Source organism: Paenibacillus contaminans (genome assembly GCF_003285015.1).
In the GTDB taxonomy this organism is placed as follows: Bacteria; Bacillota; Bacilli; order Paenibacillales; family NBRC-103111; genus Paenibacillus_V; species Paenibacillus_V contaminans.
This window is the reverse complement of the sequence record NZ_QMFB01000030.1, coordinates 19,073-40,902: the sequence shown is the minus strand read 5'-3', so window position 1 is coordinate 40,902 and position 21,830 is coordinate 19,073. Positions and strand designations below refer to the sequence as shown.

The following is a 21,830-nucleotide window of genomic DNA, read 5'->3' as shown; positions in this document are numbered from 1 at the left end:
CGAAAGGAGTTATTGCTCATGTCCCAGCTTCGAAAAAAGCGCTCGTTTTCTTCAACGCTTTTCGATATAGGCAATGCCGTTTTTTTATCGCTCGTTTGTTTAACGATCCTTTACCCGTTCTGGCAAACGCTCGTGCTTTCGTTCTCCGATGCGAAGGAAGCGTCCAGCTTGGGCGTCCATCTGTGGCCGAGTCATTGGGTGACCGATACGTACCGCTTCTTGTTCACTTATGAAGATATCATGATGCCGTATGCCAATACGATATTCCGTACGGTTGCCGGGACGATTCTGATCTTGATTTTCACGGTATTGGTAGCGTTTCCGCTGTCCAAAAAAGATTTGCCGTACCGCAACGTGTTCACCGTCTACTTTTTGATCGCGATGTTTTTTTCCGGCGGGCTGATTCCCACTTACCTGCTGATCAAAGAAATCGGGCTGCTAGACAACCGGCTAGCGTTAATCCTTCCCGGAGCCGTCAGCGTCTTCAACATTATCATCATGCGCAATTATTTTATGACCATCGACAAAGGGATCGAGGAATCGGCGATGATCGACGGGGCCAATTATTATACCGTGCTGACCAAAATCATTCTCCCGCTCTCGAAACCCGTCATTGCGACGATCGCCTTATGGTCGGCCGTAGGCCACTGGAACGCTTGGTTCGACGCGATGATTTACATTCGGGACGACAGCAAAACCGTCATGCAGATGGTGATCCGCAAAATGATGAATGCAATCGACATGGCTTCCTCGGAAGCGCAAATCGGAGAGGCGAACCGCATCAATCAAAATTTGCTGCTTGCCAACGTAAGGGCGGCGGCGGTCATCATTTCGATCGGGCCGATCATTCTCCTATATCCGTTCGTGCAAAAGTATTTCATCAAAGGGATTACGATCGGATCGCTGAAAGGGTAGGCGAACGCGATGAAAGGGGTGATGCAGCCGGACGGCGTGCTGTCCTAGCGGCGTAATCGTGTTGATGCGGCAAACAGGGTAGAGTAGAATCAATTAGATGCACAGGGAGGTTGTTCGGTTATGCGTAAACGCGCGAAAATGTTGGTTTTGTCCGGCTTGGCGGGTCTGCTCGCAGTCGGCGGCATCGGATGTTCTTCGAATAATGAGGTTTCTCCCGCACCGGAGCAGACCAAAGACAATGCGGGCAAAGAGGGGCCGTATGCCAAAAATTTGGAGCTCAAGTTAACCGGCTCTTGGACGAAAGGGAAAGTGGAGGACGGGAGCTGGGTTCAAAAAAAGCTGGAAGACATGTTCAACGTGAAAATCGTCAACTCGAAGGTTGATACCTGGAATAAGGATCAGGTTTCGCTGCTCATCGCATCGGGAGAGGTGCCGGACGCATTCGCTTTCACATCGGGAGGCAAAACGCCGGTTGAAATGTTCGATGCAGGCTTGACCAGAACGATTCCGAAGGACATGATCCAGAAATATGCGCCGCGTTACGCCAAAATGCTCGACGAAAATTCGCCGGGCTGGCAGATGAATCTCGCGCCGGGCAAAAAGGATGAATACGTCGCTTTGATCGGCCATCAAACGCATACCGAAGGCCTGCTTTGGACGCCGACGTTCCGTCTCGATTGGCTTGAGAAATTAAATATCAAGCCGCCGGGCGAAATGAAAGCGGTCGGACCAAGCGGCGGACGGGAGCGTGTTTATTTTACCGATAAAGCGTACACGCTCGAAGAGCTTGAAAAAATATTGGTCGCCTTTACGTTCGACGATCCCGACGGGAACGGCAAAAACGATACTTACGGGCTGTCGCCTTACAACAATGCGTTCGATACATGGTCGGCGACGCTGATGGGTTCGTTCGGAATCGGAAGCGGCTATAATTTGCTCGAGGACGGCAAGCTCGTCAGAACCGAAATTTCGCAGAAATATAAAGAGTTTTTGAAGCTGTTGGCCAAATGGTACAAGATGGGTGTAATCGATCCCGAATGGACGACGCTGAACGACAAGAAAAGCTGGGAAAAGTACGCCACAGGCAAGATCGGCTACTATGAGGCGCAGCGCGCATATATCGCGATCGACGACTGGGCCAAGGAGCGGGCGCCGCAAAACCTGGTACAGAAGGATTCGGCCGTTAAGCTGTTGGCTACGGCGCCGGAAATCGGTCCGGGCGGGCAGCAGGGTCACAAGTCTTACCAGGCGGTGAATTTGCTTGGCGACGCTTATTACATCAACAAAAACGTGTCCGACGAGAAGCTGATCCGGATCCTGCAAATGTTCGATTACATCAACCATGACGAGGAAGGCGCCAGATGGACGAAGTACGGGGAAATAGGCGTTCATTCCGCATGGGAAGGCACGCCGGAGAAATCGGCTTTGAAGGTGAAGGCGGATCCGACGCCTGAGGAAGGCAGCACGGGTTTGTACGCTTATTCGTTCCGATCGTACGACAAAAAGCAGATGCAGTATTTTACGTCCGAATATACGATGAACTTGATCAGAGACTTTTTTGCCAAGCCGGATGTGATGAAGAAGATGGAAATACGTCCGTACAAATGGGATCTGCTGAATCAAACGAAGCTCTCCGAGCTTAGCACGAAATATAATACGCAGCTGAATACGATCGTGGAGGAATTCCGGATGAAAGCGATCGTCGGCCAGTTCGACATCGACAAAGAATGGGACGGCTACGTGAAAAAATGGCTTGATGCGGGCGGCAGCCAAATTCTCCAGGAGCTGGACAAAGCGCCGAAGGTCGAGGATTTGCTCAATTCGAAGTAAGTCTTGGGCTTCGAAGTACGCTTCATATTGCAGGGGTATTCGGAGAGGAAGATACGGATGAAATTCGAAACGTTCGTCGTCAGCCGGGACGACTCGGTCTACGAAGCGTTTCCCGCTCTCGGACTGACCGAAGACGGGCATTTGATTTGCGTGTACGCCGAGTGCACGAGACATACCGACCGCTCGTATACGCGGATCGTATATCGGATCAGCCGCGACAGAGGGCGGACTTGGGGAGACAAGGCGGCGCTCACGGAAGGGACGCTGGGACTCGACTATTTTTACGATTGCCCGAGTATCGCCAGGCTGCGCGACGGCCGGATGATCATCGTCACGAGCAAGCTGTCCAAGAACGGGGAAGATACCCGTAAAGGATATTTTCATGAGGCGGTTAACGAGCTGTATATCGGCTCATCCGACGGAACGAGCTGGGAGGGCCCCGTCGCCACGCCGGTAACGGGCATCGTGCCCGATACGCTGTGCGAGCTTCCTTCCGGCAGATGGCTGCTGTCGGCTCACCGGAAAAGCAAGGCGCACGGCGGCTTGGAGCAAATGCTTTGGTATTCGGACGATGAAGGCCGGGACTGGCAAGGCCCGGTCACGCTGGCAAGCGTCGAAGGGCTTCATCTTTGCGAAGTGAGCATACTGCCGCTGCCGGACGGAACGCTTGTCGCTTTCCTTCGGGAAAATACCGGCGAAGGCTGGGACTGCTACAAATCGATATCGAGAGACCGCGGCGAAACATGGGAAGGACCGTACCGGATGCCGATCCCGGGCTGTCATCGTCCGGTTGTGCGTTTGCTTAAGAGCGGCAACGTGATGATGACGTACCGTTTTTATCAAGGCGGACCGGTCGGTTACGGCAGCACGCAAAATTTTTTCGCGGCATGGATGACTGCGGAGGCGGCGCTGGAGCCCGACCGCCGCAAGCAGTGGGTCCGCATCATGCCGATCGATTACGACCGATCGCCGCTGGCGGATAACGGCTACTCGGGTTGGGTGCAGTTCGACGACGGCGAAATTTACGTTGTACAGTATGTCGCCGACGATGCCCCCAAATGCCAAATACGCGGATACAGTTTGCATGAAGAGGATTTTTTAGCTGGCCTAGAACTGACATCATAGGAGGAAATCTCGCATGCTGGATATGAATGATTACCGTACGGAACCGATCGGGCTGTTCGAGCCGGGCATGCTCGAGTCGGCGGCCTACCGCATCCCGTCGCTCCTGACGACGAAGAAAGGAACGGTCATCGCGGGTATCGACGTACGCTGGAAAAGCGCGCGGGACAACCCGAACCATATTGCGATCGGCATCCGCAGGAGCGGGGACGGCGGCGAAACATGGGGGCCGATTCAACTGCCTGTGCGGTATCCCGGCGAAGGCGCGGAAGGAGCGGCAGCGATCGACTCGGCCTTGCTGGAGGACGCGGAAACGGGAACGATTTGGATGCTGTTCTCCCATACTCCTGGAGGCATCGGTCTCTGGCAGTCGCAGCAATCGATAGGCTTTGACGATCAAGGACGAAGACTGCTGTATGACGAAGCGGGCGACGAATATATTTGCGATTCGTTAGGGGCGGTGTACGACAAGGCAGGAGCCCGGACCGTTTATACCGTCGAGGAGAACGGCGACGTCATTCGGGATGGAGCATACACGGGAAATATTTATCTGGCTGAGACCGTATCGCCGCGAAGTCTGCTGGAGGCAAGAACGTCATTCCTGCAAATGATTCGCAGCGATGACGACGGCTTGACATGGTCTGCACCGATCGAATTGAATCCGCAGGTTAAGACGCCGTGGATGAAGTTTATCGGCGCCGGCCCCGGACGGGGGCTGCAGCTGCGCCGAGGGCCGCAAGCCGGACGTCTCGTCTTTCCGGTTTATTTCAACAATACGAACGAGCGGATGTCCAATGCCCTGATATACAGCGATGACCATGGCCATAGCTGGCAGCTTGGGGAATCGCCGAATGTCGGCCGCATCTGGGAAGGGAAGCCGGTTTCACCCGAAACGCTGGACGATGCAGCTGCTCAGCTGACGGAGTCACAGGCCGTGGAATTGGCCGACGGGACTGTTCGCATCTATATGCGGAATCATGCCGGAACGGGGCGAACGGCCGTATCGGAAAGCGCGGACGGAGGATTGACCTGGGGCGAAGTGACGTTCGACGAAACGCTGCTCGATCCGATTTGCCAATCGACAGTCATTGCTTATCCTGATGGTGCGGCGGACGGACAATCACGGCTGATCTGGGCAAACCCTGCTCATCCGGCGGAGCGGATCAACGGCACCGTCCGGCTGAGCGAGGACGGCGGCCGGACATGGGCGCATGCCAGAACCGTTCATCCGGGAGCGTTCTGGTATTCCTGCTTGACGGTATTGGACAATGGGGATATCGGCCTGCTTTATGAGGGGGACGGGGGCGTCATCTACTTCACCAAATTCACCCTGGAGTGGATCAAAAGCGGGCGTTGAATGACGTGATTAACGAGCGACAATCGAGAAATCCCATCGCTGCGGTACGCTATTTTGCTGGAGCGTCGAACCTAAAAGCCCTTTGTTTCGGGATATTGTCGAAGCGCGACTTCCTAGCATGCACAGTATCAGAGCTAATACTATGCTATGACAGAGGTCTGATCCCGGCACGCAAACGTTTCCTTCCTACAGTTTTAAATCTGATGCCGCACTAGTAGACTTTCAACGCTTAAACTAGGGATTACGTTTCGTAGCATGGCACCAGTTTACCAGGTAATGTCAGTTATCCGAATCCCTAGTTTTAGACTTGATGGGGTACTAGTAGCCTTTCAACGCTTAAACTAGGGATTACGTTTCGTAGCATGGCACCAGTTTACCAGGTAATGTCAGTTATCCGAATCCCTAGTTTTAGACTTGATGGGGTACTAGTAGCCTTTCAACGCTTAAACTAGGGATTAACGTTTCGTAGCATGGCACCATTTTACCAGGTAATGTCCGTTTATCCGAATCCCTAGTTTTAGACTTGACGGCGTACTAGTAGACTTTCAACGCTTAAACTAGGGATTACGTTTCGTAGCATGGCACCAGTTTACCAGGTAATGTCAGTTATCCGAATCCCTAGTTTTAGACTTGATGGGGTACTAGTAGCCTTTCAACGCTTAAACTAGGGATTAACGTTTCGTAGCATGGCACCATTTTACCAGGTAATGTCCGTTTATCCGAATCCCTAGTTTTAGACTTGACGGCGTACTAGTAGACTTTCAACGCTTAAACTAGGGATTACGTTTCGTAGCATGGCACCAGTTTACCAGGTAATGTCAGTTATCCGAATCCCTAGTTTTAGACTTGACGGCGTACTAGTAGGCCGTCAAGTCTTATATTAGGGATTGATGACCTGGTTAGGAAAGCAAACACGGAACTCGTAACGGTTATGCACGAACCGTGGGATTAGTGGAGAAAACCTTATTGTTCATGAGGCTGGCCTCCGCACTAACGGAAATGTGAACAAGCGACTGAGCGGCACTACCCGCAGCGCGAACAAGCAATCGAGCTGTTAGTATAGGCGGGTGACTCGTACTTTTCAGTTTTTTGGCGTTATTGAGGAAGGCGGCGTCGCCCATAGCGTCTCTCTTTTCCGTTAAACGTTCAAATCACTTTTTATTAACAAAATAATGCCAGCCGTAAGAGAAGAATGCTTGCTTCCTGCTTCAAGAATGATCGCTGACGAAGTCAAAAAAAAGTGAACATTTCCACAAATATTGTGAACGATTTCGAATTTTCAAAGGAAAGTGAACGAGGAACGAAGATTCTTACCTATTCTCTTAAATATCGAGGAGGTATAATTAGTCATGTAAGCGCTTGAATGGGTATTTGCACGGAGAGCGCGGAATATTTTATTAATTGCGGCACAAAGCAGATTGCAAATTCGCAAGTTGAAGTGTAAAAATACGCTGTTGTCTGGAGGATCTCATATGGAAATCGTTCGTTTCGGAGTGGTCGGCTGCGGTTACTTCGGCGGGGAGCTCGCTCGGGTTTTGAACGGAATGGAAGATTGCAGGCTTGTCGCCGTGCATGGCGGAACCCGCGCTTCGGTGCTCGCCGAAGAGCTTCAATGCGAAGCGGTCGAGCGCTTGGAAGCGCTGACGGAGCGCAGCGATATCGACGCGATTGTGGTTGCGAGCCCTAGCCACCTCCATAAAGAAGCGGTCGTACAAGCTGCGAGGAACGGGAAGCACGTATTTTGCGAAAAGCCGATAGCGCTTACGCTGCAGGACTGCGAAGAAATGGTGGAGGCTTGCCGGAAAGCCGGCGTCATCTTTATGGCGGGCCATATTATGCATTTTATGAACGGAGTCGAACAAATCAAGCGTTGGATCGAGGAAGGCGCGATCGGCCGGCCGCTCGTCTGCCATTCGGAAAGAACGGGCTGGGAAGAGCCGCAGCAAAAGGTGAGCTGGAAGAAAAATAACGCCACCTCCGGCGGCCATCTGTTCCATCACATTCACGAGCTCGATTTTCTTCAGGCGATTATGGGACCGGCACTGTCGGTTTGTACTGCGGGCGGCAACCTGGCGCATCAAGGGGAAGGCTTCGGCGACGAGGACGACGTTCTGCTGCTGACGCTGCAGTTCGAGGGGGGGGCGCTGGGCACGATGCAATACGGCTCAGGCTTCCGCTGGGGGGAGCATTTTGTCAAAATCAACGGCACGGAGGGCGCCATTCTCCTTGATCTGAAGCGGTCCAAGGTCGAGCTGAAAAAAGGAAGCGGCATCGAGCACTTTCTTCTGAATGCCTCCGCAGAAGAAGATATGGAGCGTGCACAGTCTTATGTGCGGGCCGATGGCGGAGTCGCTTACGGAACGGCTTCTTCCCGCATGCCGGGGTGGCTGGCAAACCTGATCCGCAAGGAACTGGGCGCTTTTTCGGAAGCCGTGCTCGGCAAGCCGATTCTGGAAAGCCTGAAGGCGCTGTTCGACGGTACGGCCGCACTTTCCTCGATTGCGGCGGCGGAAGCCTCAATGGTTTCCTTGCAGCAGAAAAAATGGATCGATATCAAACCAAAGCAGCGTTAGTGGAAGGAGGAAGACCATTGTTAAGATTCGGCGTCATTGGCTGCGGCAATTTCGGTGCGGAGCTGGCTAGGGTCTTGCATGAACTGGAGGGCACGCGTGTCGCTGCAGTCACAGGAGGAGCCGACGACAGCGCCAAGCTTCTTGCCGGGGAGTTAAACTGCGAAATGACGGACAGCGTGGAAGAACTCGCCGGCCGGAGCGACATCGACGCGATCGTTGTGGCAAGTCCGAACGATCTTCATAAGGAGCATGTCCTACTCGCCGCGCATAACGGGAAGCATGTGTTTTGCGAGAAGCCGATCGCATTATCGTCAACCGACTGCGAAGAGATGATCAAGGCATGCGGGAATGCTAACGTCCAACTGATGGCGGGCCATATTTTGCATTTTTTGGACGGCATTCGGCGGGCCAAGCAATTGATAACCGGCGGCGCAATCGGACGGCCGCTCGTCGTGCATGCGGAACGTACAGGCTGGCTCGATAAGCGGACGGGCAGCGGCTGGAAGCATGACCCCGGGCGTACCGGGGGACTGCTCTTTCATTTCATACACGAGCTGGATTTAATTCAGGCGTTTCTCGGACCGGCTTCTTCCGCGCTTCTGGCTGGCGGAAATATAAATCCGGGAGAAGCGGCACCCGGGAGCATTCCGGATAATTTGCTGCTGACGCTTGAATTTTCGAACGGAGCGGTCGGGACGATGCAGTACGGCTCCGGTTTCCGGTGGGGCGGACACTTCGTCAAAATCAACGGTACGGAAGGCGCCGTTCTGATCGATTTTCAGCGCTCCGAAATATCCGTCAAAACGATATCGGGGATCGAAACGTTCGGCATCAACGGGAAGCCGGATGAAGACGAGGAACGGCGCGGCAGCTACCTGCAGCTGGATGGGAAAACCGCATTTACCGGGCCGAATTCGCGTCCGCCTCAGTTTTTAAGAAGCGCGATTCAAGCGGAAATGATCCGTTTGCGAGATGCGATTCAAGGCAAGCCGGTCGAGGAGGAATTTGCGATGCTGTTCGACGGAACGGCGGCTCGTGATTCCGTAGCGACGGCGGAGGCGGCAATGTCTTCGTTAACCAACCATGCTTGGGTTAAGATCAAGCCATAATTTATAAGTATTCGCTTTTGCAACCTCGTCCCTAAACGGACGGGGTTGCTTGTTTTGACGGCGGGAATGTTAGCTCCCAATAAGAGAGTCACTCTGTGAAATCAGGAAATGTCCGTCATTTGGATGCCGACAGTTCTAAAGCAGATCTTGTACTTGAAAACCTACAATTCTAAGCCACAGATTGACAAAAGGAATCGTTCAATCGTCCCCAAGCGAAATGGAAAAACTACAGCTAAATTTCGGAAATTCCATTGATTTATAGATCTTGATGGAAAAACTACAGTTATTATTATTGAAAATACTCATAAACGCAGAAACACCTAAAATTACCTGTAGTTTTTCCCGTTAAATGTCTTTTTCTCGTCTTGAATCTGAAAATAGATGTAGATTTTCCAGTTAGCACTACTTCTCCATACGCGTAGGCTTGCGTAAATGGCGAAAACACGAAGAGGCAACTCGAATGATATAACGTTTTGAATATTTTATCCAAAACGTCTATTAAAATAGCGATATTTATAATAATATAGGGATAATATCGCCATGAACATATATATAACAAATTGAATATAAAAGAAAGGGGAACGGACATGTCGACAGTCCGTATCATTCGTTTTTTTGCGCCGCCGACCGTTCCGATGCCTTTGTACGTGCACACGGTCGGCTACAATAAGCAAAGCCGTATGGCGCGGCCGGACGGATTTTCCACACATCAGCTTCTTTTTGCCCGCGGCGGGCAGGGGCGCGTTCATTTATCGGACAAGGAGTCGTTTCTTTTCGGTCCGTATCAGTACATGCTAATGCCTGCCGGACTGCCGCACGAATACTATCCCGTATCGGAAGGACCGTGGGAGGTCGGATACGTTTCCTTTGCGGGTACGAAGACGGAGCGATTGCTGGAGCATTTCGGGATCGAAGCTTGCCGGCTGAGAGGGATGTCGGAAATCGAGGCGGAGCTAATTTGGAGCGGGCTCGACGATATTTGGAAGCTCGGCGATGCAGCCGAAGAAGGCGCGGAGTGGGCGGCTGTTCGTTTGTTGTACGGATTGCTTGCCGATCTGAACAGGATGATGCTTTGCCATGAACATTCCGAATCGGCTGCGAACGTATCGCAGGAAGATGTCCTAGCAGGAGATGCCGTAGTACGGCTGGCGGCGCTATACCTGCAAGAGCATTACAACGAAAATATCGCGCTGTCCAACGTCGCTTCTTCCTTGGGTTACACGCATCAATATTTGAACCGCTTGTTCGTGAAGACGCATGGCATCAGCATGCTGCAATATGTTCAAAAGATCAGGCTGGATAAAGCGATCGAGCTGATGGATTCGCACGAGAACATTACCGTCAAGGACATCGCCGGACGTATCGGCATGGAAACGAACTATTTTATCCGGATGTTTCGCAAGGCTGCGGGGATGACGCCGGATCAATTCAGAAAAAAACGGGCGGAACGCAAATAACCGCCGGAATTCGAGCGTGCCCGGAGACTGATGATTGCAATGGAAAACGGGAATGGCCTTGCGTGAGAGAACGGAAAACAGGATGACTTAACGGGAAGAAAAGTCCTTATGGATCCCAAGGGACTCCCGTCGGTTCGCTTTTATAAATAAACACTTGCAAGGGAGAGCGAAGTTATGTACCAAGTCATTGTTGCGGAAGATGAAGGTTGGATTCGCAAGGCGATCGTCGAGATGATCGAGCGGAACCATTACGGCTTCAAGGTCGTAGGCGAAGCGGCGGACGGCGAGGAGGCGTGGGCGCTTATCAACGAGCTGTGGCCGACGGTGCTTATTACGGACATTATGATGCCGAACCGCGACGGGCTTTGGGTCATTCGCCAAATTGCGGAGCATAAGCTGCCGGTCGTGCCGATCATCATCAGCGGCTACGATCAATTCGATTACGCCAAGCAGGCGATCCGGTACAACGTGTCGGAATATTTGCTGAAGCCCGTCGACGCCGAAGAATTGGAAAGCGCTTTAAAAAGGTCGCTGGATAGGCTCGCCAACATCAAAGAGTTGAACGGCTGCTACCTCCGCATCCAATCGTTCGTCGACGAGATGCCGAATAGGGATCCGAAGCAGCTGCTTACGGAGCAAGGCTTGCTTGTAAAGTCGATTTTGCGGATGAAGGATGTTCATCCCGGCGTTCGCATCGGCATGCTGCGTATTTTGGACGCCAAGCTCGGCGCGATGCTTGACCTTGCCGATGGCGAAACAGCGGGCGGGCTGCCTTGCGAATCCGAGCCGATACGCGAAGACGATGTGCGTTTATATTTTCACCGGGTTGTGGAAATGTGGATTCAGGGCCGCAAGAAGCAAGGCGATTACAGACTCAAGCATTCGATCAAGCAAGCATGCGATTATGTCAAGCAAAACTACATGCACGACGTCACGCTTAAGATCGTCGCGGAGCGGTCGGAGCTCAGCTTGTCGTATTTCAGCACGGTTTTTAAGCAAGTCGCAGGCGAATCGTTTATCAACTATTTAAACCAGACCCGCATCGAGCAAGCGAAGCTGCTGCTTTTGGAATCGGATATGAAAATATACGAGGTCGCCGAGCTGGTCGGTTTCGCATCCCTGCATTATTTCAACCGGGTATTCAAATCGGTCGCCGGCATGGCGCCGAACGAATACAGAAGGAGCATCGGACTGTGAAACGTTTGCGGCTGCCGATCCCTTTTTCCATCAAGACGAACATGATCCTGGCTTTCCTCGGCGTCAGCCTGATTTCCATCCTCATTCTCAATTTGTTCACGATCCATTATTTCAGCGAAGCGGTCAAAAAAGATTTCTTCACGATTTCCGGCGAAGCGCAATCCCGGCTGAACTATCATCTCGACGACTACTTCAAGCAGATCGCCAGCTCCACCTCCACGCTTCTCAAGAGCGATCTGAATCAAAGCTGGCTAAGCGGCAAGCGCGTGCATACGTCCGACGATATCGACAACATCCAGATGGAGCTGAAGCGTTACGTCGCATTCAACTTCCCCGAAATTATCGGCATGTTTCTGGTGAACCGGGAGCAGCGCATTATTTCGATGACCGGCAATATCAATACCGACAGCTTGTCGTATCGGAACGAGCCTTGGTACGACCTGCCGCCGAACGATTCGCTTGTCATTTTGCCTACGCATCGCACCGCATACCCGTATCCGCAGCAGAACGGCACCCCCGTGCTTTCTTTGCTCATTCCGATTTACAGTACGGACGATTTGAACGTAACGGGAAAGCTTGTCATCGATATTACATTCTCCAAAATTCACGACATTCTGGGCAAATCGGCGCTCGGGAAGACGGGATTTTTTTTCATTCTCGCGGACGACCGCATCGTTTATCATCCGAATCAGGACTGGCTGGGCATGGGTGTCGGCCGAACGGACCTGGCTTCGCTCTCCTTCGATCGCGAGGAGCAGTCGTCCATCCAATATTGGAACGGCGATAAAATGCTCGTGTCCGTCAAACGGTCTACGATCACCGATTGGAATATCGTTTCGATCGTCCCGTTCGACGAGATGTCGAGCGGCTTGAAGGCGGCCAGAGGGTCTACGTTTTTTGCGTTTATGATCGTAAGCGTCGCGATTATCGCAGTCGTTCCGCTCGTTTCGAACATCTTCGTGAAGCCGATCATCCGTCTCAAGCAGGTAATGCAGAGCGTAGCAAGGGGAGATTTCTCCGTACGTGCGGTCGACGACGCAGGACAGATGGAATTCCAACAGCTGGGCCACAGCTTCAACCGGATGGTGGAGCAAATCAACGAGCTGCTGGAAACGGTATACGAGCTGCGCATTCAGGAGATGCATGTCCGGCTGCGGCAGAAGGAAGCGCTCATCCAGGCGCTGCAAAATCAGATCAATCCGCATCTGCTGTACAATTCGCTCGACATCATCAAAAGCATCGCGTATCTCGAAAACGTGCCGAGGGTCGAGAAGATGGCCAAAAATTTGGCCGACGTATACCGGTATACCGCCAAATATGCGGAAAGCGAAGTGACGATCGGCGACGAGCTGACGCATCTGTCCAAATATTTGGAAATCATTCGCGTGCGCTTCCCTCATTATTTCGAAAGCCATATTTACGTAAACGAAAAATTTCACGATTGCCTAATCGAGAAGCTGACCCTGCAGCCGCTTGTCGAAAACGCCGTCAAATACGGCATCGAGCCGAAGGGGGGCCATGGCGCTATTATGGTGAGCGCCTTTCAGGACGATGCGGTTCTCGTGATCGAAATCGCGGACAACGGCCCCGGCATTTCCGAGGAACGGATGCGCGAGCTGAACGAACGGCTTGCTTTCATTACGAATCATGTGAAGGACAAGCAGCTGCCCCAGGAATCGCTGGGCATTGCCAGCGTCCAAGCCCGGCTGGTGCTGAAGTACGGGGAAGACTACGGCGTCGCCCTGCATTCTTTTCCTGGACGGGGGACGGTCGTATCGATCCGCATTCCGTACCGCAGTCCAAAAATCGGATAACAAATGAAACGATTGTGTAAGGCGGCAGGCGGTTTGTTTTGTTACCCTGAAAGCGTAGACAAACGATTGCATGAACTTGGGAGGGGTAATAAACATGAACAGAAAGCTTGCTTCATGGGGAGCGGCGGCGTTGGCGGGAGCGCTCGCCGCAAGCGCGCTGACCGGCTGCGCGGGCAAATCCGCGAACACGCCGGCGGCGGAGAGCGCTGCACCGAATTCGCCTGCCGGCGACAAGGAAAATAAAGAGAAGCTGCCGATTACGATCATGACCCAAAGCTGGGCGGGCGGCGGCTGGCCGGACGATTATTCGGTCATCAAGAAGCTGAACGAGAAGCTGAACATCGATCTGAAAATCCAGTGGGTGCCCGCGGACAATTACACCGAGAAGCTCAACGTGCTCGCGGCGTCCAACAGCTTCCCCGACGCGTTTTATTTGGGCGGGGATTTGTTCAGCAAATGGCGCGACAAGGGCATTTTTCTCGATATTAAAGACGAGCTTCCGAATTACCCGAATCTGACGAAGCATTTGTCCGAAAGCACGTACAAGGTGCTGAATCCGAAGGATAAAATATTCGGCATCCCGCATTACGGCATCGAGGCGCGCGACCCGCTCATGATCCGCAAGGATTGGCTGGATAAGCTCGGGCTGAAGGTTCCGGATACGCTGGACGAATTTTACGAGGTGGCGAAAGCGTTCGTAAACGGGGATCCGGACGGAAACGGCCAGAAGGACACGATCGGGATTACGTTCGGCATGACGAAGACGGGATCGCTTTTTAATATCGAGCATGTGATGGGCGCTTTCGGGCTGATCGCCTGGAAGGACGCGAACGGCAGCCTCGTGCCGCTGCAGGCGCAGACGCAGGAATGGAAAGATTTTTTGACCTTCATGCAGAAAGCCTATAAAGAAGGCGTGCTGGACAAAGACTTCGCAGTCAACAAATCGCGCGATCCGTGGAGCAAGTTCGAAGCGGGCAAGACGGGCATTACGATCGCCAATCCGTTCGAGTTTTATACGGATTCGGTGCCGCTGATCAAGAAAACGTCGCCTAATGCGGAGTTCGTGCAATTGAACCCGCCTGCCGGACCGACCGGGCTTCGGGGCGGCATTACGAGCAGCCTGTCGACGGCGAAAATCGTGCTGAACGCCAAAACCGACAAGGCCAAGCAGAAGCGCATCATGGAGCTGTTCGATTATATGCTGTCCGACGAAGGCTTCGATCTGATCAAACACGGTATCGAAGGCGTGCATTACAAGAAGAACGGCGACAAATTCGAGAAGCTGGAAGCGTTCGACAAGGATCGGCCGTATTTGATTTCGACATGGCTCATCCGCCGCAACGATCCGCTTATCCAGGTGCGGAAGTGGGATGACCCGACCTACACGAAGACGATTCAGAGCATTTTTGAAATCAACGAAAAGTTTAAAAGACCGAATCCGGCGACAGGCCTCGTTTCGGATACCAATACGAAGATCGGTCCGGAGCTGTCCACGAAGTTCGGCGAGACCGTAACCAAAATCATTACAGGCGAGCTGCCTGTCGGCGCGATCGATAAGGCGATTGCGGACTGGAATTCCGGCGGCGGAGACAAAATCGTCAAAGAAATGAACGAGGAATACGCAAAAACGAAATAGGTGCGATCGAGACAAGGCCCTTATCGCAAGGGCCTTGTACGTTCCGGCTGTTTGCCGGAGCCGTCGATAGACGAAAGGATGGTAGTATGGCAACGAATCGATGGCTGCAGTGGAGAAGAGGTCTGCCGCTTTATGCGATGATCGCGCCCGGTCTCGTTTTCTTTTTGCTCTTCAAGTATTTGCCGATGGGCGGCATCGTCATCGCCTTTCAGGAATTCGACCCGATCAGCGGGTTTGCGGACAGTCCCTGGATCGGTCTCGGCAATTTTGAGCGTTTGTTCACAGCCCCGGATTTTTGGAAGCTGCTCCGCAACACGATGATGTTAAGCTTGCTGAATTTGGTATTGTTCTTCCCGGCGCCGATCGTGCTTGCCGTGCTGCTCTACGAGGTACGCAAATCATGGTTTCGCAAAGCGGTGCAAACGATCGTTTATTTGCCCCACTTTTTGTCCTGGGTCGTCATCGTAGGCGTGACCGTGCTGCTGTTCGCAACGCAGGACGGAGGCATCAACAATTTGCTCGCAACAAAGGGCTTTGAGCGGATCGAGCTGCTGACGGATCCCGATTACTTCCGTTCGCTGTACGTGTCGCAAAACATTTGGAAGGAAGCGGGCTGGAACGCGATTATTTTCCTCGCGGCGCTGGCCGCCGTCGATCCGACCTTGTACGAGGCGGCGGTCGTAGACGGAGCCGGACGCTGGCGCCAAATGTGGCATATTACGCTGCCCGCGCTCAAGTCGACGATCGTCATCCTGTTTATTTTGCGGCTCGGCAGCGTTATGGACATCGGCTTCGAGCATGTGTATCTGCTGCAAAATGCGATGAATCTGCGCGTTTCGGACGTGTTCGACACCTATGTATACCGCGTGGGCATTTTACAAGGCGAATTCGGGTTTACGACGGCAGTCGGGCTGTTTAAATCGATCGTCGGGCTGGTGCTGATTCTGCTTGCGAGCCGGCTGTCCAAAAAAATGGGCGAGGAGGGGGTTTACTAACATGAAGACATTCGATGCCAGAGGCTCGGGAAAAGCGTTCCCCTTTATTTTGTACGGGGTGCTTACACTGGCGATGCTTGTCGTGCTGATCCCGCTCATTTATGTGGTATGCATTTCGTTTGCGACCAAGCAGGAAATTTTGACGCGCGGCTTTTTCCTCATTCCTAGGGAGTGGACGATCAACGCATACGGCTATTTGTTCACGAACCGGAATTTTCTGAATGCGTTCAACAACGCGCTGTACATCACGGTCGTCGGTACGGTGATCAATATCGTCCTGACCGGACTGATGGCTTACGGTTTGTCCAAAAGCTGGCTGAAGGGGAGGAAAACGATCAACCTGCTGGTGCTGTTCACGATGCTGTTCGGGGGCGGCATGATTCCGACTTATTTGGTTGTCAAGGAGCTGCATTTGCTAAACAGCTATTGGTCGCTTTTTTTGACCGGGGCGATCGCGCCCTTTAACTTGATCGTGATGCGCAGCTTCTTTCAGAACATCCCGATCGAGCTGGAGGAATCGGCAAGGATGGACGGCTGCGGCGAGTTTCGCCTGCTGTGGAAAATCATTTTGCCGCTTTCGCTGCCGGTCGTGGCGACATTCGTCCTGTTTTATGCGGTCAACAACTGGAATACTTACTTCAATGCCATCCTGTATTTGAACGATACGGCGAAGTGGCCGCTGCAGGTGTTTTTGCGGCAAATGCTGATCGAGACCGATATGGGCATGGAATCCAACAGCGACGGGTTCGAATACAGCCAGGCGGTCAAAATGGCGGCCGTCGTAATCACGGCGCTTCCGCTTAGCATCGTTTATCCGTTTCTGCAAAAGCATTTCAACCAAGGGATGATGCTGGGCTCGGTCAAGGGCTGAACGAAAGCCGTCACGACATGATACAGAGCTTTCGCGCTGCAGCTTCATCTGCAGTCTAATCCGATCCCATTTTCCAGAAATAATTGGCATTGGCCGCGGCGGATGTTGTATAGTTAGGTTAACGAACGTTACTTAACGGAATGGAAAGGGATCGATGGACTGGCATGGTGACCAAAAAAGAGATTGCCGAATATTTGGGCATATCGAGAACCGCCGTTTCTTTTGTTCTCAATAATGTGCAGAACAATAAAATATCGGACGAGACCAGGGAACGAGTACTGAAAGCGGCCAAGGAGCTTGGGTACAAGAGCAATGAAGCCCCCAAAAATATTTGCTATATCCTTTGCAACAGGGAGCTTAAAGATTCCCGATATTCCTTGCTAATGGAAGACTTAGAGGATATCGTCAGTGGAATTGGCTACAATTTAATGTTTATGAGTATCAAGAGTCCTTCCCTTATCGGCAAACTGGAAAATTTTCTGGAACGGAACGAGGCCGACGGGCTTGTGGTAACGGGGCTTTTGGACGATACGATCGTTAACGCGCTGGAACGTTCCGGCATTCCTTATGTCCTATACGGTGTAATCGAGAATGAGAAGGCGAATATCGTAACGCCCGATTCCGAACGAATAGCGAAGGATGCCGTACAATACCTTATCGATAAAGGTCATTCCAAAATAGCGCTGTTCAGCGGAAGATTGGATCTGCTTATCCATCGTCAGCTTTTGGAAGGATACAAAAAAGCGCTTGAAGAAAACGGTTTGCCCTTCGACAAGCTATTGGTGCAAGTCGTTAACCAGGACGGCGGCTATGAGATGGCCGGTCGGATGAAGCTGCTTGACATCGAGTATACTGCGGCGTTTTGCGTTGAAAATGTCGTTCAATTCGGCGTCTTGCAAGGGCTGAGGGAGTACGGGCTGGAGGCGCCCAAGGATATCAGCCTATTGGGGTACGGATTTACGGAGCTCGTCAAATTAAGCAAGCCGCATTTATCGTCCATCTATTTCGATAGGGGGGAAGTGGCGAAGCTGATCGTAAACAGACTGCAGCAATTGATCGCCGACCGGAATACGCCTCCGCAAAAAATTGTGCTGGATTGCATCCGTTTTTATCCGGGGGATACGGCAGGAGCTGTCCCCAATACCGAAGTGCAAACATAGACTTAGCGAAACGCGGTGATTCCTTTCGGAACACTGTGTTTTTTTGTGTGCAAATACTTGATGATAATAGCCTCCGCCAATTACTTCTCATTTTCGGATATACAAGCTTTCCTTGATTGAACAGACGGTAAGCATTGATTGGAAAGAGACTCTTGGCCTTGGATGAACGCCAGTGTTAAGCTGCGGCAGCCCTTAACCTGGGGATAATCGTGATTGACACTATAGGTAACGCGTGTTACTATGCAATTGTAATTCGAAATTTGTTGAGATAATGACAATAATAAAGGTGAATTAAACGTTTTTGAGAGGAGGCTAGCGTTCGGAGAAGGCGCGTCTGGTAATAGTTTTGCTAACGTCGTTACCTTGACGCGAAACGTCATCATATCCCATTACAGCTTCGTTATGATGCAGCATCAAAGTCATATTTTGCCCCGATGGGAACTTTGCAAAAAATAACTTATCCAGGGCCTTCGCTGTCCGAATGAAAGGATGATAAACGAATATGAGTCGGCATTTGTCAATGGGAGAATACCTCAAAAGCTATCAAGCCGAGCTTCGGCCTGCGTTCAAATTTCAGGCGAAAACGGCAGCCGAATGGAGTAGCTGGAGGGAGCAATTCCTTCATAAGCTGATCGAACTGATGGGCGAGTGGCCGAGGGAAAAGGTGGATTTACAGCCCGTCATTTTGGAAAGAACCGAGTTTGAAACCTATACCTGCGAGAAAATCGTTATCCAAAGCGAACGCAATATGAAAATTCCATTCTACATGCTGATTCCCCGTAACGCGAGAAAAGGCAATCCCGCTGTGTTGTGCTTGCACGGCCATGGAGCAGGCAAAGACGATGTGATGGGTATCCAGCATGGGGAGAGGCAGAGAGAGGTCGACTACAAGGAGCTGAACTATCATATCGCGCCGAGGCTTGCCGAAGACGGCTTTGTCGTACTCGCTCCCGATGCGAGGGGATTCGGAGAAAGGAGCCTCGGCTACGGCAAGCCTCATCGGCATGGGGAGAAAGACGGCTGCGATCTTGTGTTTCTCAAGTCGATCATGATGGGCTTGAACCCGTTAACGCTTAATGTTTGGGACATCATGAGATGCATCGACTATTTGGAGACGAGGGAGGAAGTCGATCCGGGGAGAATCGGTTGTGCAGGACTTTCCTTCGGCGGGGCATGGAGCCTGTTTTCGACAATAGTGGAGGATCGAATCAAGGCATCCGCCGTGTGCGGCTACTTCAACACGTTTGAGTCATTTGCCATCAACTGGGGGAATTTCTGCGGCTCGATGACGGTTCCCCATCTATTGAAATATGGAGAAATGGGAGATGTGGCTGCCTTGATTGCGCCGAGACCACTGCTCTTGTCGAACGGGAGACTGGATCACGGTTTTCCGGTCGAAGCCGCGCGTGAGGCTTTTCCAGTCGTAGAAGAGGCATACCGTACGGCTGGATGTCCGGACAGAGTAAAGCTTGATATTTTCGAAGGCGGGCATGAATTTCATTACGAGGAAGTGGTCGGATGGATGAATCGATGGCTTTAACGGCAGACATATGGGGATACCGATACACGGAGTTGCAGAAAGCGAAGGAACTCATATGAGACGTACTAAAGCTGCGCTGATCGGAATAAACGGCTTCGGGAGAAAACATCTGGATCAAATGCTCCGGCTTCGGGAGAAGGGCGTAATGGAGCTTGCGGCGGTGAGCGAAATCAGGCTTGCCGCGGAAGATCGCCGGATGCTTGAAGGCGAAGACATCAAATGCTATACGGATTATAAAGCGATGTTGTCATCCGAACGGGATCTGGATTTTATTTCCTTGTCGACGCCTATTCATTTGCATGCGGATATGGGGATCGACATCATGGAATCGGGGTTTAATGTTTTGTTGGAGAAGCCGCCCGCCGTCGTCATTCAGGATGTCGACCGGTTGATCCGTGCCTCGCGGCAAACGGGCAAGCATTGTGCCGTCAATTTTCAGCTGACCTCGGGAAAAGCCTTTACAAAGTTGAAGGAAGCGATTTCAGGCGGGGCGTTCGGACGCATTCATACGATTACGGGCATCGGCATGTTCCGCAGAACGGACGACTATTATCGCCGAACCCCCTGGGCGGGAAAAACGAAGTTAGGCGAAACGTACATTTTGGACGGGACGATTAACAATCCTTTGTCTCATCTTCTTAACAATATGCTGGCACTCTCCGGCATGCAGAAAGGGGAGAACGGTCAAGAGGCCGCGCCTTATGAAGTGACAGGCGAATTGTACCGGGCCAATCGGATTGAAGGCGAAGATACCTCGTGTATCCGAGTCCAAATGAACAACGGCGTGACGATGTGCTTTTATGCCACTTTATGCCATTCGCAAGAAACGATGCCGACGATTCGGGTTCTGGGAGAAAGAGGATCGGCGATATGGAGCTACGATAATACGCTGATGATGGAATCGGGCGGGAAGCCGGAATCGTTCTCGTTCGGCGAGGAAGACAGTTTGGAAAATATTTACCTCAACATGATCCGGGTGATTGCGGGAGAAGAACGTCAATTGATTTGTCCGGTCGCTTCGACCCGAAACTTTGTGCTTGTATCCAACGGCGCCTATGAGTCTTCCGGAGCGATCTTTGACATTCCGGATAGGCACAAGCTTCGTTCGGTTCTGGACGGGACGGCGGTTACCACAATCAAAGACGCTGAAGCGATAATCTATGCGGCGGCCGACGGAAGCCTGTTATTTTCGGAGTCGGGCGTGCCTTGGGGAGTACCCGCCAAGCCTGTGGACATGCGGACATACGACAAGTTTCCGGTGAATTTTGGCCGAGTGGTGCAATCGGTATGAAAATCGGAACGGGCTTATACGGCTGCAACGGCCACCAGATCCAGCATTTGCTGGAGAATCATCCTCGAGCCCGGCTTGCGGCGACCGCTTGCATAGATTTATCCAGTTTGCCTGTCTCGCTTAGAAACGATCCGGGCGTACGCCATTACGCGACGCTTCGAGAGCTATTGGCGGATCCCGACGTTCGTCTCGTATCGCTTTGCTCGCCTTTGCGAAGCGATCAAGCAGAAGATGCCATTCAATGCATGCTGGCTGGAAAGGACGTTTATGCCGAGAAACCATGCGCGCTTAGCGAAGAGGAGCTGGATGCGATTATCCGCACCGCGAGGATTACTGGGTGCCGCTTTCGCGAAATGGCAGGGACGGCATTCGAGCAGCCGTATTTGTCGATGCGAAATCTCGTAAGAGCGGGCGTCATCGGCGAAGTCGTCCAAGTGTTCGCGCAAAAGTCCTATCCGTATTTTGAACAGCGTCCGCAAGACGAGCGTATCGACGGAGGGCTTTCCCGTCAGGCCGGGGTCCATGCCGTTCGTTTCGTCGAGCATGTCGCGATGCAAAAGGTAAGCGAGATTGCGGTCGTCGAAACCCAGCTCGGTAATCCCGTTTCAAACGGCGGACTCCATATGGCGGCTTCGTTCATGATGAGCCTGGCGAACGGCGGAGTGGCGAGTGCGGTTGTCAATTATTTGAATCCGCAAGGATTCGGAAGGTGGGGGAACGAACATCTTCGTATTTTCGGCACTTCGGGCTTTATGGAGGCAACTGACGGAGGAGTCAGAACGAGGCTGATTGCAGGCGACCGCGATCTGGGGGAAATCGATCGATCCGAACCGTCCCAAGACTACTTCGATAGGTATGTCGATGAACTGATCGGCTTAGCCGCGATGCCTTATGAGCCTGAAGAAGAACTGCACCCGACCAGAATGGTCATTCGGGCGAAAAGCCATTCATGGTTCGAGTGAA

The 21,830-nt window shown here is 52.3% G+C and carries 16 protein-coding genes; all 16 read left to right on the top strand.

The genetic code is table 11. From position 1 onward, the window contains the following. The first annotated feature begins 18 nt into the window (after positions 1-18). Positions 19-915, top strand: a complete 897-nt coding sequence (locus tag DQG23_RS33395) for a carbohydrate ABC transporter permease (RefSeq protein ID WP_113035376.1) — start codon at positions 19-21, stop codon at positions 913-915. Between the two features lie 120 nt (positions 916-1,035). Then, positions 1,036-2,745, top strand: a complete 1,710-nt coding sequence (locus tag DQG23_RS33390; RefSeq protein ID WP_113035375.1) for a type 2 periplasmic-binding domain-containing protein — start codon at positions 1,036-1,038, stop codon at positions 2,743-2,745. 57 nt (positions 2,746-2,802) lie between these two features. After that, complete coding sequence (locus DQG23_RS33385; protein WP_113035374.1) at positions 2,803-3,870, top strand: sialidase family protein; 1,068 nt, start codon at positions 2,803-2,805, stop codon at positions 3,868-3,870. A 13-nt stretch (positions 3,871-3,883) separates the two neighbouring features. Beyond that, positions 3,884-5,224, top strand: coding sequence for a sialidase family protein (locus tag DQG23_RS33380; RefSeq protein ID WP_113035373.1), 1,341 nt, complete (start codon positions 3,884-3,886; stop codon positions 5,222-5,224). 1,472 nt (positions 5,225-6,696) lie between these two features. Beyond that, positions 6,697-7,797, top strand: coding sequence for a Gfo/Idh/MocA family protein (locus tag DQG23_RS33370; protein ID WP_113035371.1), 1,101 nt, complete (start codon positions 6,697-6,699; stop codon positions 7,795-7,797). 17 nt (positions 7,798-7,814) lie between these two features. Continuing rightward, positions 7,815-8,906 carry a Gfo/Idh/MocA family protein gene (locus DQG23_RS33365; RefSeq protein ID WP_158560823.1) on the top strand — a complete coding sequence of 364 codons (1,092 nt, stop codon included), beginning with the start codon at positions 7,815-7,817 and terminating at the stop codon, positions 8,904-8,906. 587 nt (positions 8,907-9,493) lie between these two features. Beyond that, entirely contained in the window at positions 9,494-10,363 is an 870-nt protein-coding gene (locus tag DQG23_RS33360; protein ID WP_113035369.1) for an AraC family transcriptional regulator, read from the top strand. Between the two features lie 174 nt (positions 10,364-10,537). Beyond that, complete coding sequence (locus DQG23_RS33355) at positions 10,538-11,560, top strand: response regulator transcription factor (protein WP_113035368.1); 1,023 nt, start codon at positions 10,538-10,540, stop codon at positions 11,558-11,560. After that, positions 11,557-13,374, top strand: coding sequence for a cache domain-containing sensor histidine kinase (locus DQG23_RS33350; protein WP_113035367.1), 1,818 nt, complete (start codon positions 11,557-11,559; stop codon positions 13,372-13,374). The genes DQG23_RS33355 and DQG23_RS33350 overlap by 4 nt, the downstream gene beginning before the upstream one ends. Before the next feature lie 94 nt (positions 13,375-13,468). Further along, on the top strand, positions 13,469-15,010 hold the full coding sequence (locus DQG23_RS33345) for an extracellular solute-binding protein (protein ID WP_158560822.1): 1,542 nt from the start codon (positions 13,469-13,471) through the stop codon (positions 15,008-15,010). Between the two features lie 86 nt (positions 15,011-15,096). Beyond that, complete coding sequence (locus tag DQG23_RS33340; protein WP_113035365.1) at positions 15,097-16,005, top strand: ABC transporter permease; 909 nt, start codon at positions 15,097-15,099, stop codon at positions 16,003-16,005. Position 16,006: 1 nt separating this feature from the next. Next, positions 16,007-16,876, top strand: coding sequence for a carbohydrate ABC transporter permease (locus DQG23_RS33335; protein WP_113035364.1), 870 nt, complete (start codon positions 16,007-16,009; stop codon positions 16,874-16,876). A 164-nt stretch (positions 16,877-17,040) separates the two neighbouring features. Beyond that, entirely contained in the window at positions 17,041-18,036 is a 996-nt protein-coding gene (locus tag DQG23_RS33330) for a LacI family DNA-binding transcriptional regulator (RefSeq protein WP_158560821.1), read from the top strand. Between the two features lie 502 nt (positions 18,037-18,538). Further along, the gene (locus DQG23_RS33325) at positions 18,539-19,576 is read left to right on the top strand and encodes an alpha/beta hydrolase family protein (protein ID WP_113035362.1); all 1,038 of its coding nucleotides are present in this window, start codon (positions 18,539-18,541) and stop codon (positions 19,574-19,576) included. Positions 19,577-19,631: 55 nt separating this feature from the next. Continuing rightward, positions 19,632-20,867 carry a Gfo/Idh/MocA family protein gene (locus DQG23_RS33320; protein WP_158560820.1) on the top strand — a complete coding sequence of 412 codons (1,236 nt, stop codon included), beginning with the start codon at positions 19,632-19,634 and terminating at the stop codon, positions 20,865-20,867. Further along, positions 20,864-21,829 (top strand): Gfo/Idh/MocA family protein, encoded by a 966-nt coding sequence (locus DQG23_RS33315; protein WP_113035360.1) that lies wholly within the window; start codon positions 20,864-20,866, stop codon positions 21,827-21,829. Before DQG23_RS33320 ends, DQG23_RS33315 begins: the two co-directional genes overlap by 4 nt. Position 21,830: the final 1 nt, after the last annotated feature.

What these genes read in the sequence shown, in the direction of transcription:
- DQG23_RS33395 (WP_113035376.1), top strand. Translation starts at nt 19, where the DNA reads ATGTCCCAGCTTCGAAAAAAGCGCTCGTTTTCTTCAACGCTTTTCGAT.
- DQG23_RS33390 (WP_113035375.1), top strand. Translation starts at nt 1,036, where the DNA reads ATGCGTAAACGCGCGAAAATGTTGGTTTTGTCCGGCTTGGCGGGTCTG.
- DQG23_RS33385 (WP_113035374.1), top strand. Translation starts at nt 2,803, where the DNA reads ATGAAATTCGAAACGTTCGTCGTCAGCCGGGACGACTCGGTCTACGAA.
- DQG23_RS33380 (WP_113035373.1), top strand. Translation starts at nt 3,884, where the DNA reads ATGCTGGATATGAATGATTACCGTACGGAACCGATCGGGCTGTTCGAG.
- DQG23_RS33370 (WP_113035371.1), top strand. Translation starts at nt 6,697, where the DNA reads ATGGAAATCGTTCGTTTCGGAGTGGTCGGCTGCGGTTACTTCGGCGGG.
- DQG23_RS33360 (WP_113035369.1), top strand. Translation starts at nt 9,494, where the DNA reads ATGTCGACAGTCCGTATCATTCGTTTTTTTGCGCCGCCGACCGTTCCG.
- DQG23_RS33355 (WP_113035368.1), top strand. Translation starts at nt 10,538, where the DNA reads ATGTACCAAGTCATTGTTGCGGAAGATGAAGGTTGGATTCGCAAGGCG.
- DQG23_RS33345 (WP_158560822.1), top strand. Translation starts at nt 13,469, where the DNA reads ATGAACAGAAAGCTTGCTTCATGGGGAGCGGCGGCGTTGGCGGGAGCG.
- DQG23_RS33340 (WP_113035365.1), top strand. Translation starts at nt 15,097, where the DNA reads ATGGCAACGAATCGATGGCTGCAGTGGAGAAGAGGTCTGCCGCTTTAT.
- DQG23_RS33335 (WP_113035364.1), top strand. Translation starts at nt 16,007, where the DNA reads ATGAAGACATTCGATGCCAGAGGCTCGGGAAAAGCGTTCCCCTTTATT.
- DQG23_RS33330 (WP_158560821.1), top strand. Translation starts at nt 17,041, where the DNA reads ATGGTGACCAAAAAAGAGATTGCCGAATATTTGGGCATATCGAGAACC.
- DQG23_RS33325 (WP_113035362.1), top strand. Translation starts at nt 18,539, where the DNA reads ATGAGTCGGCATTTGTCAATGGGAGAATACCTCAAAAGCTATCAAGCC.
- DQG23_RS33320 (WP_158560820.1), top strand. Translation starts at nt 19,632, where the DNA reads ATGAGACGTACTAAAGCTGCGCTGATCGGAATAAACGGCTTCGGGAGA.
- DQG23_RS33315 (WP_113035360.1), top strand. Translation starts at nt 20,864, where the DNA reads ATGAAAATCGGAACGGGCTTATACGGCTGCAACGGCCACCAGATCCAG.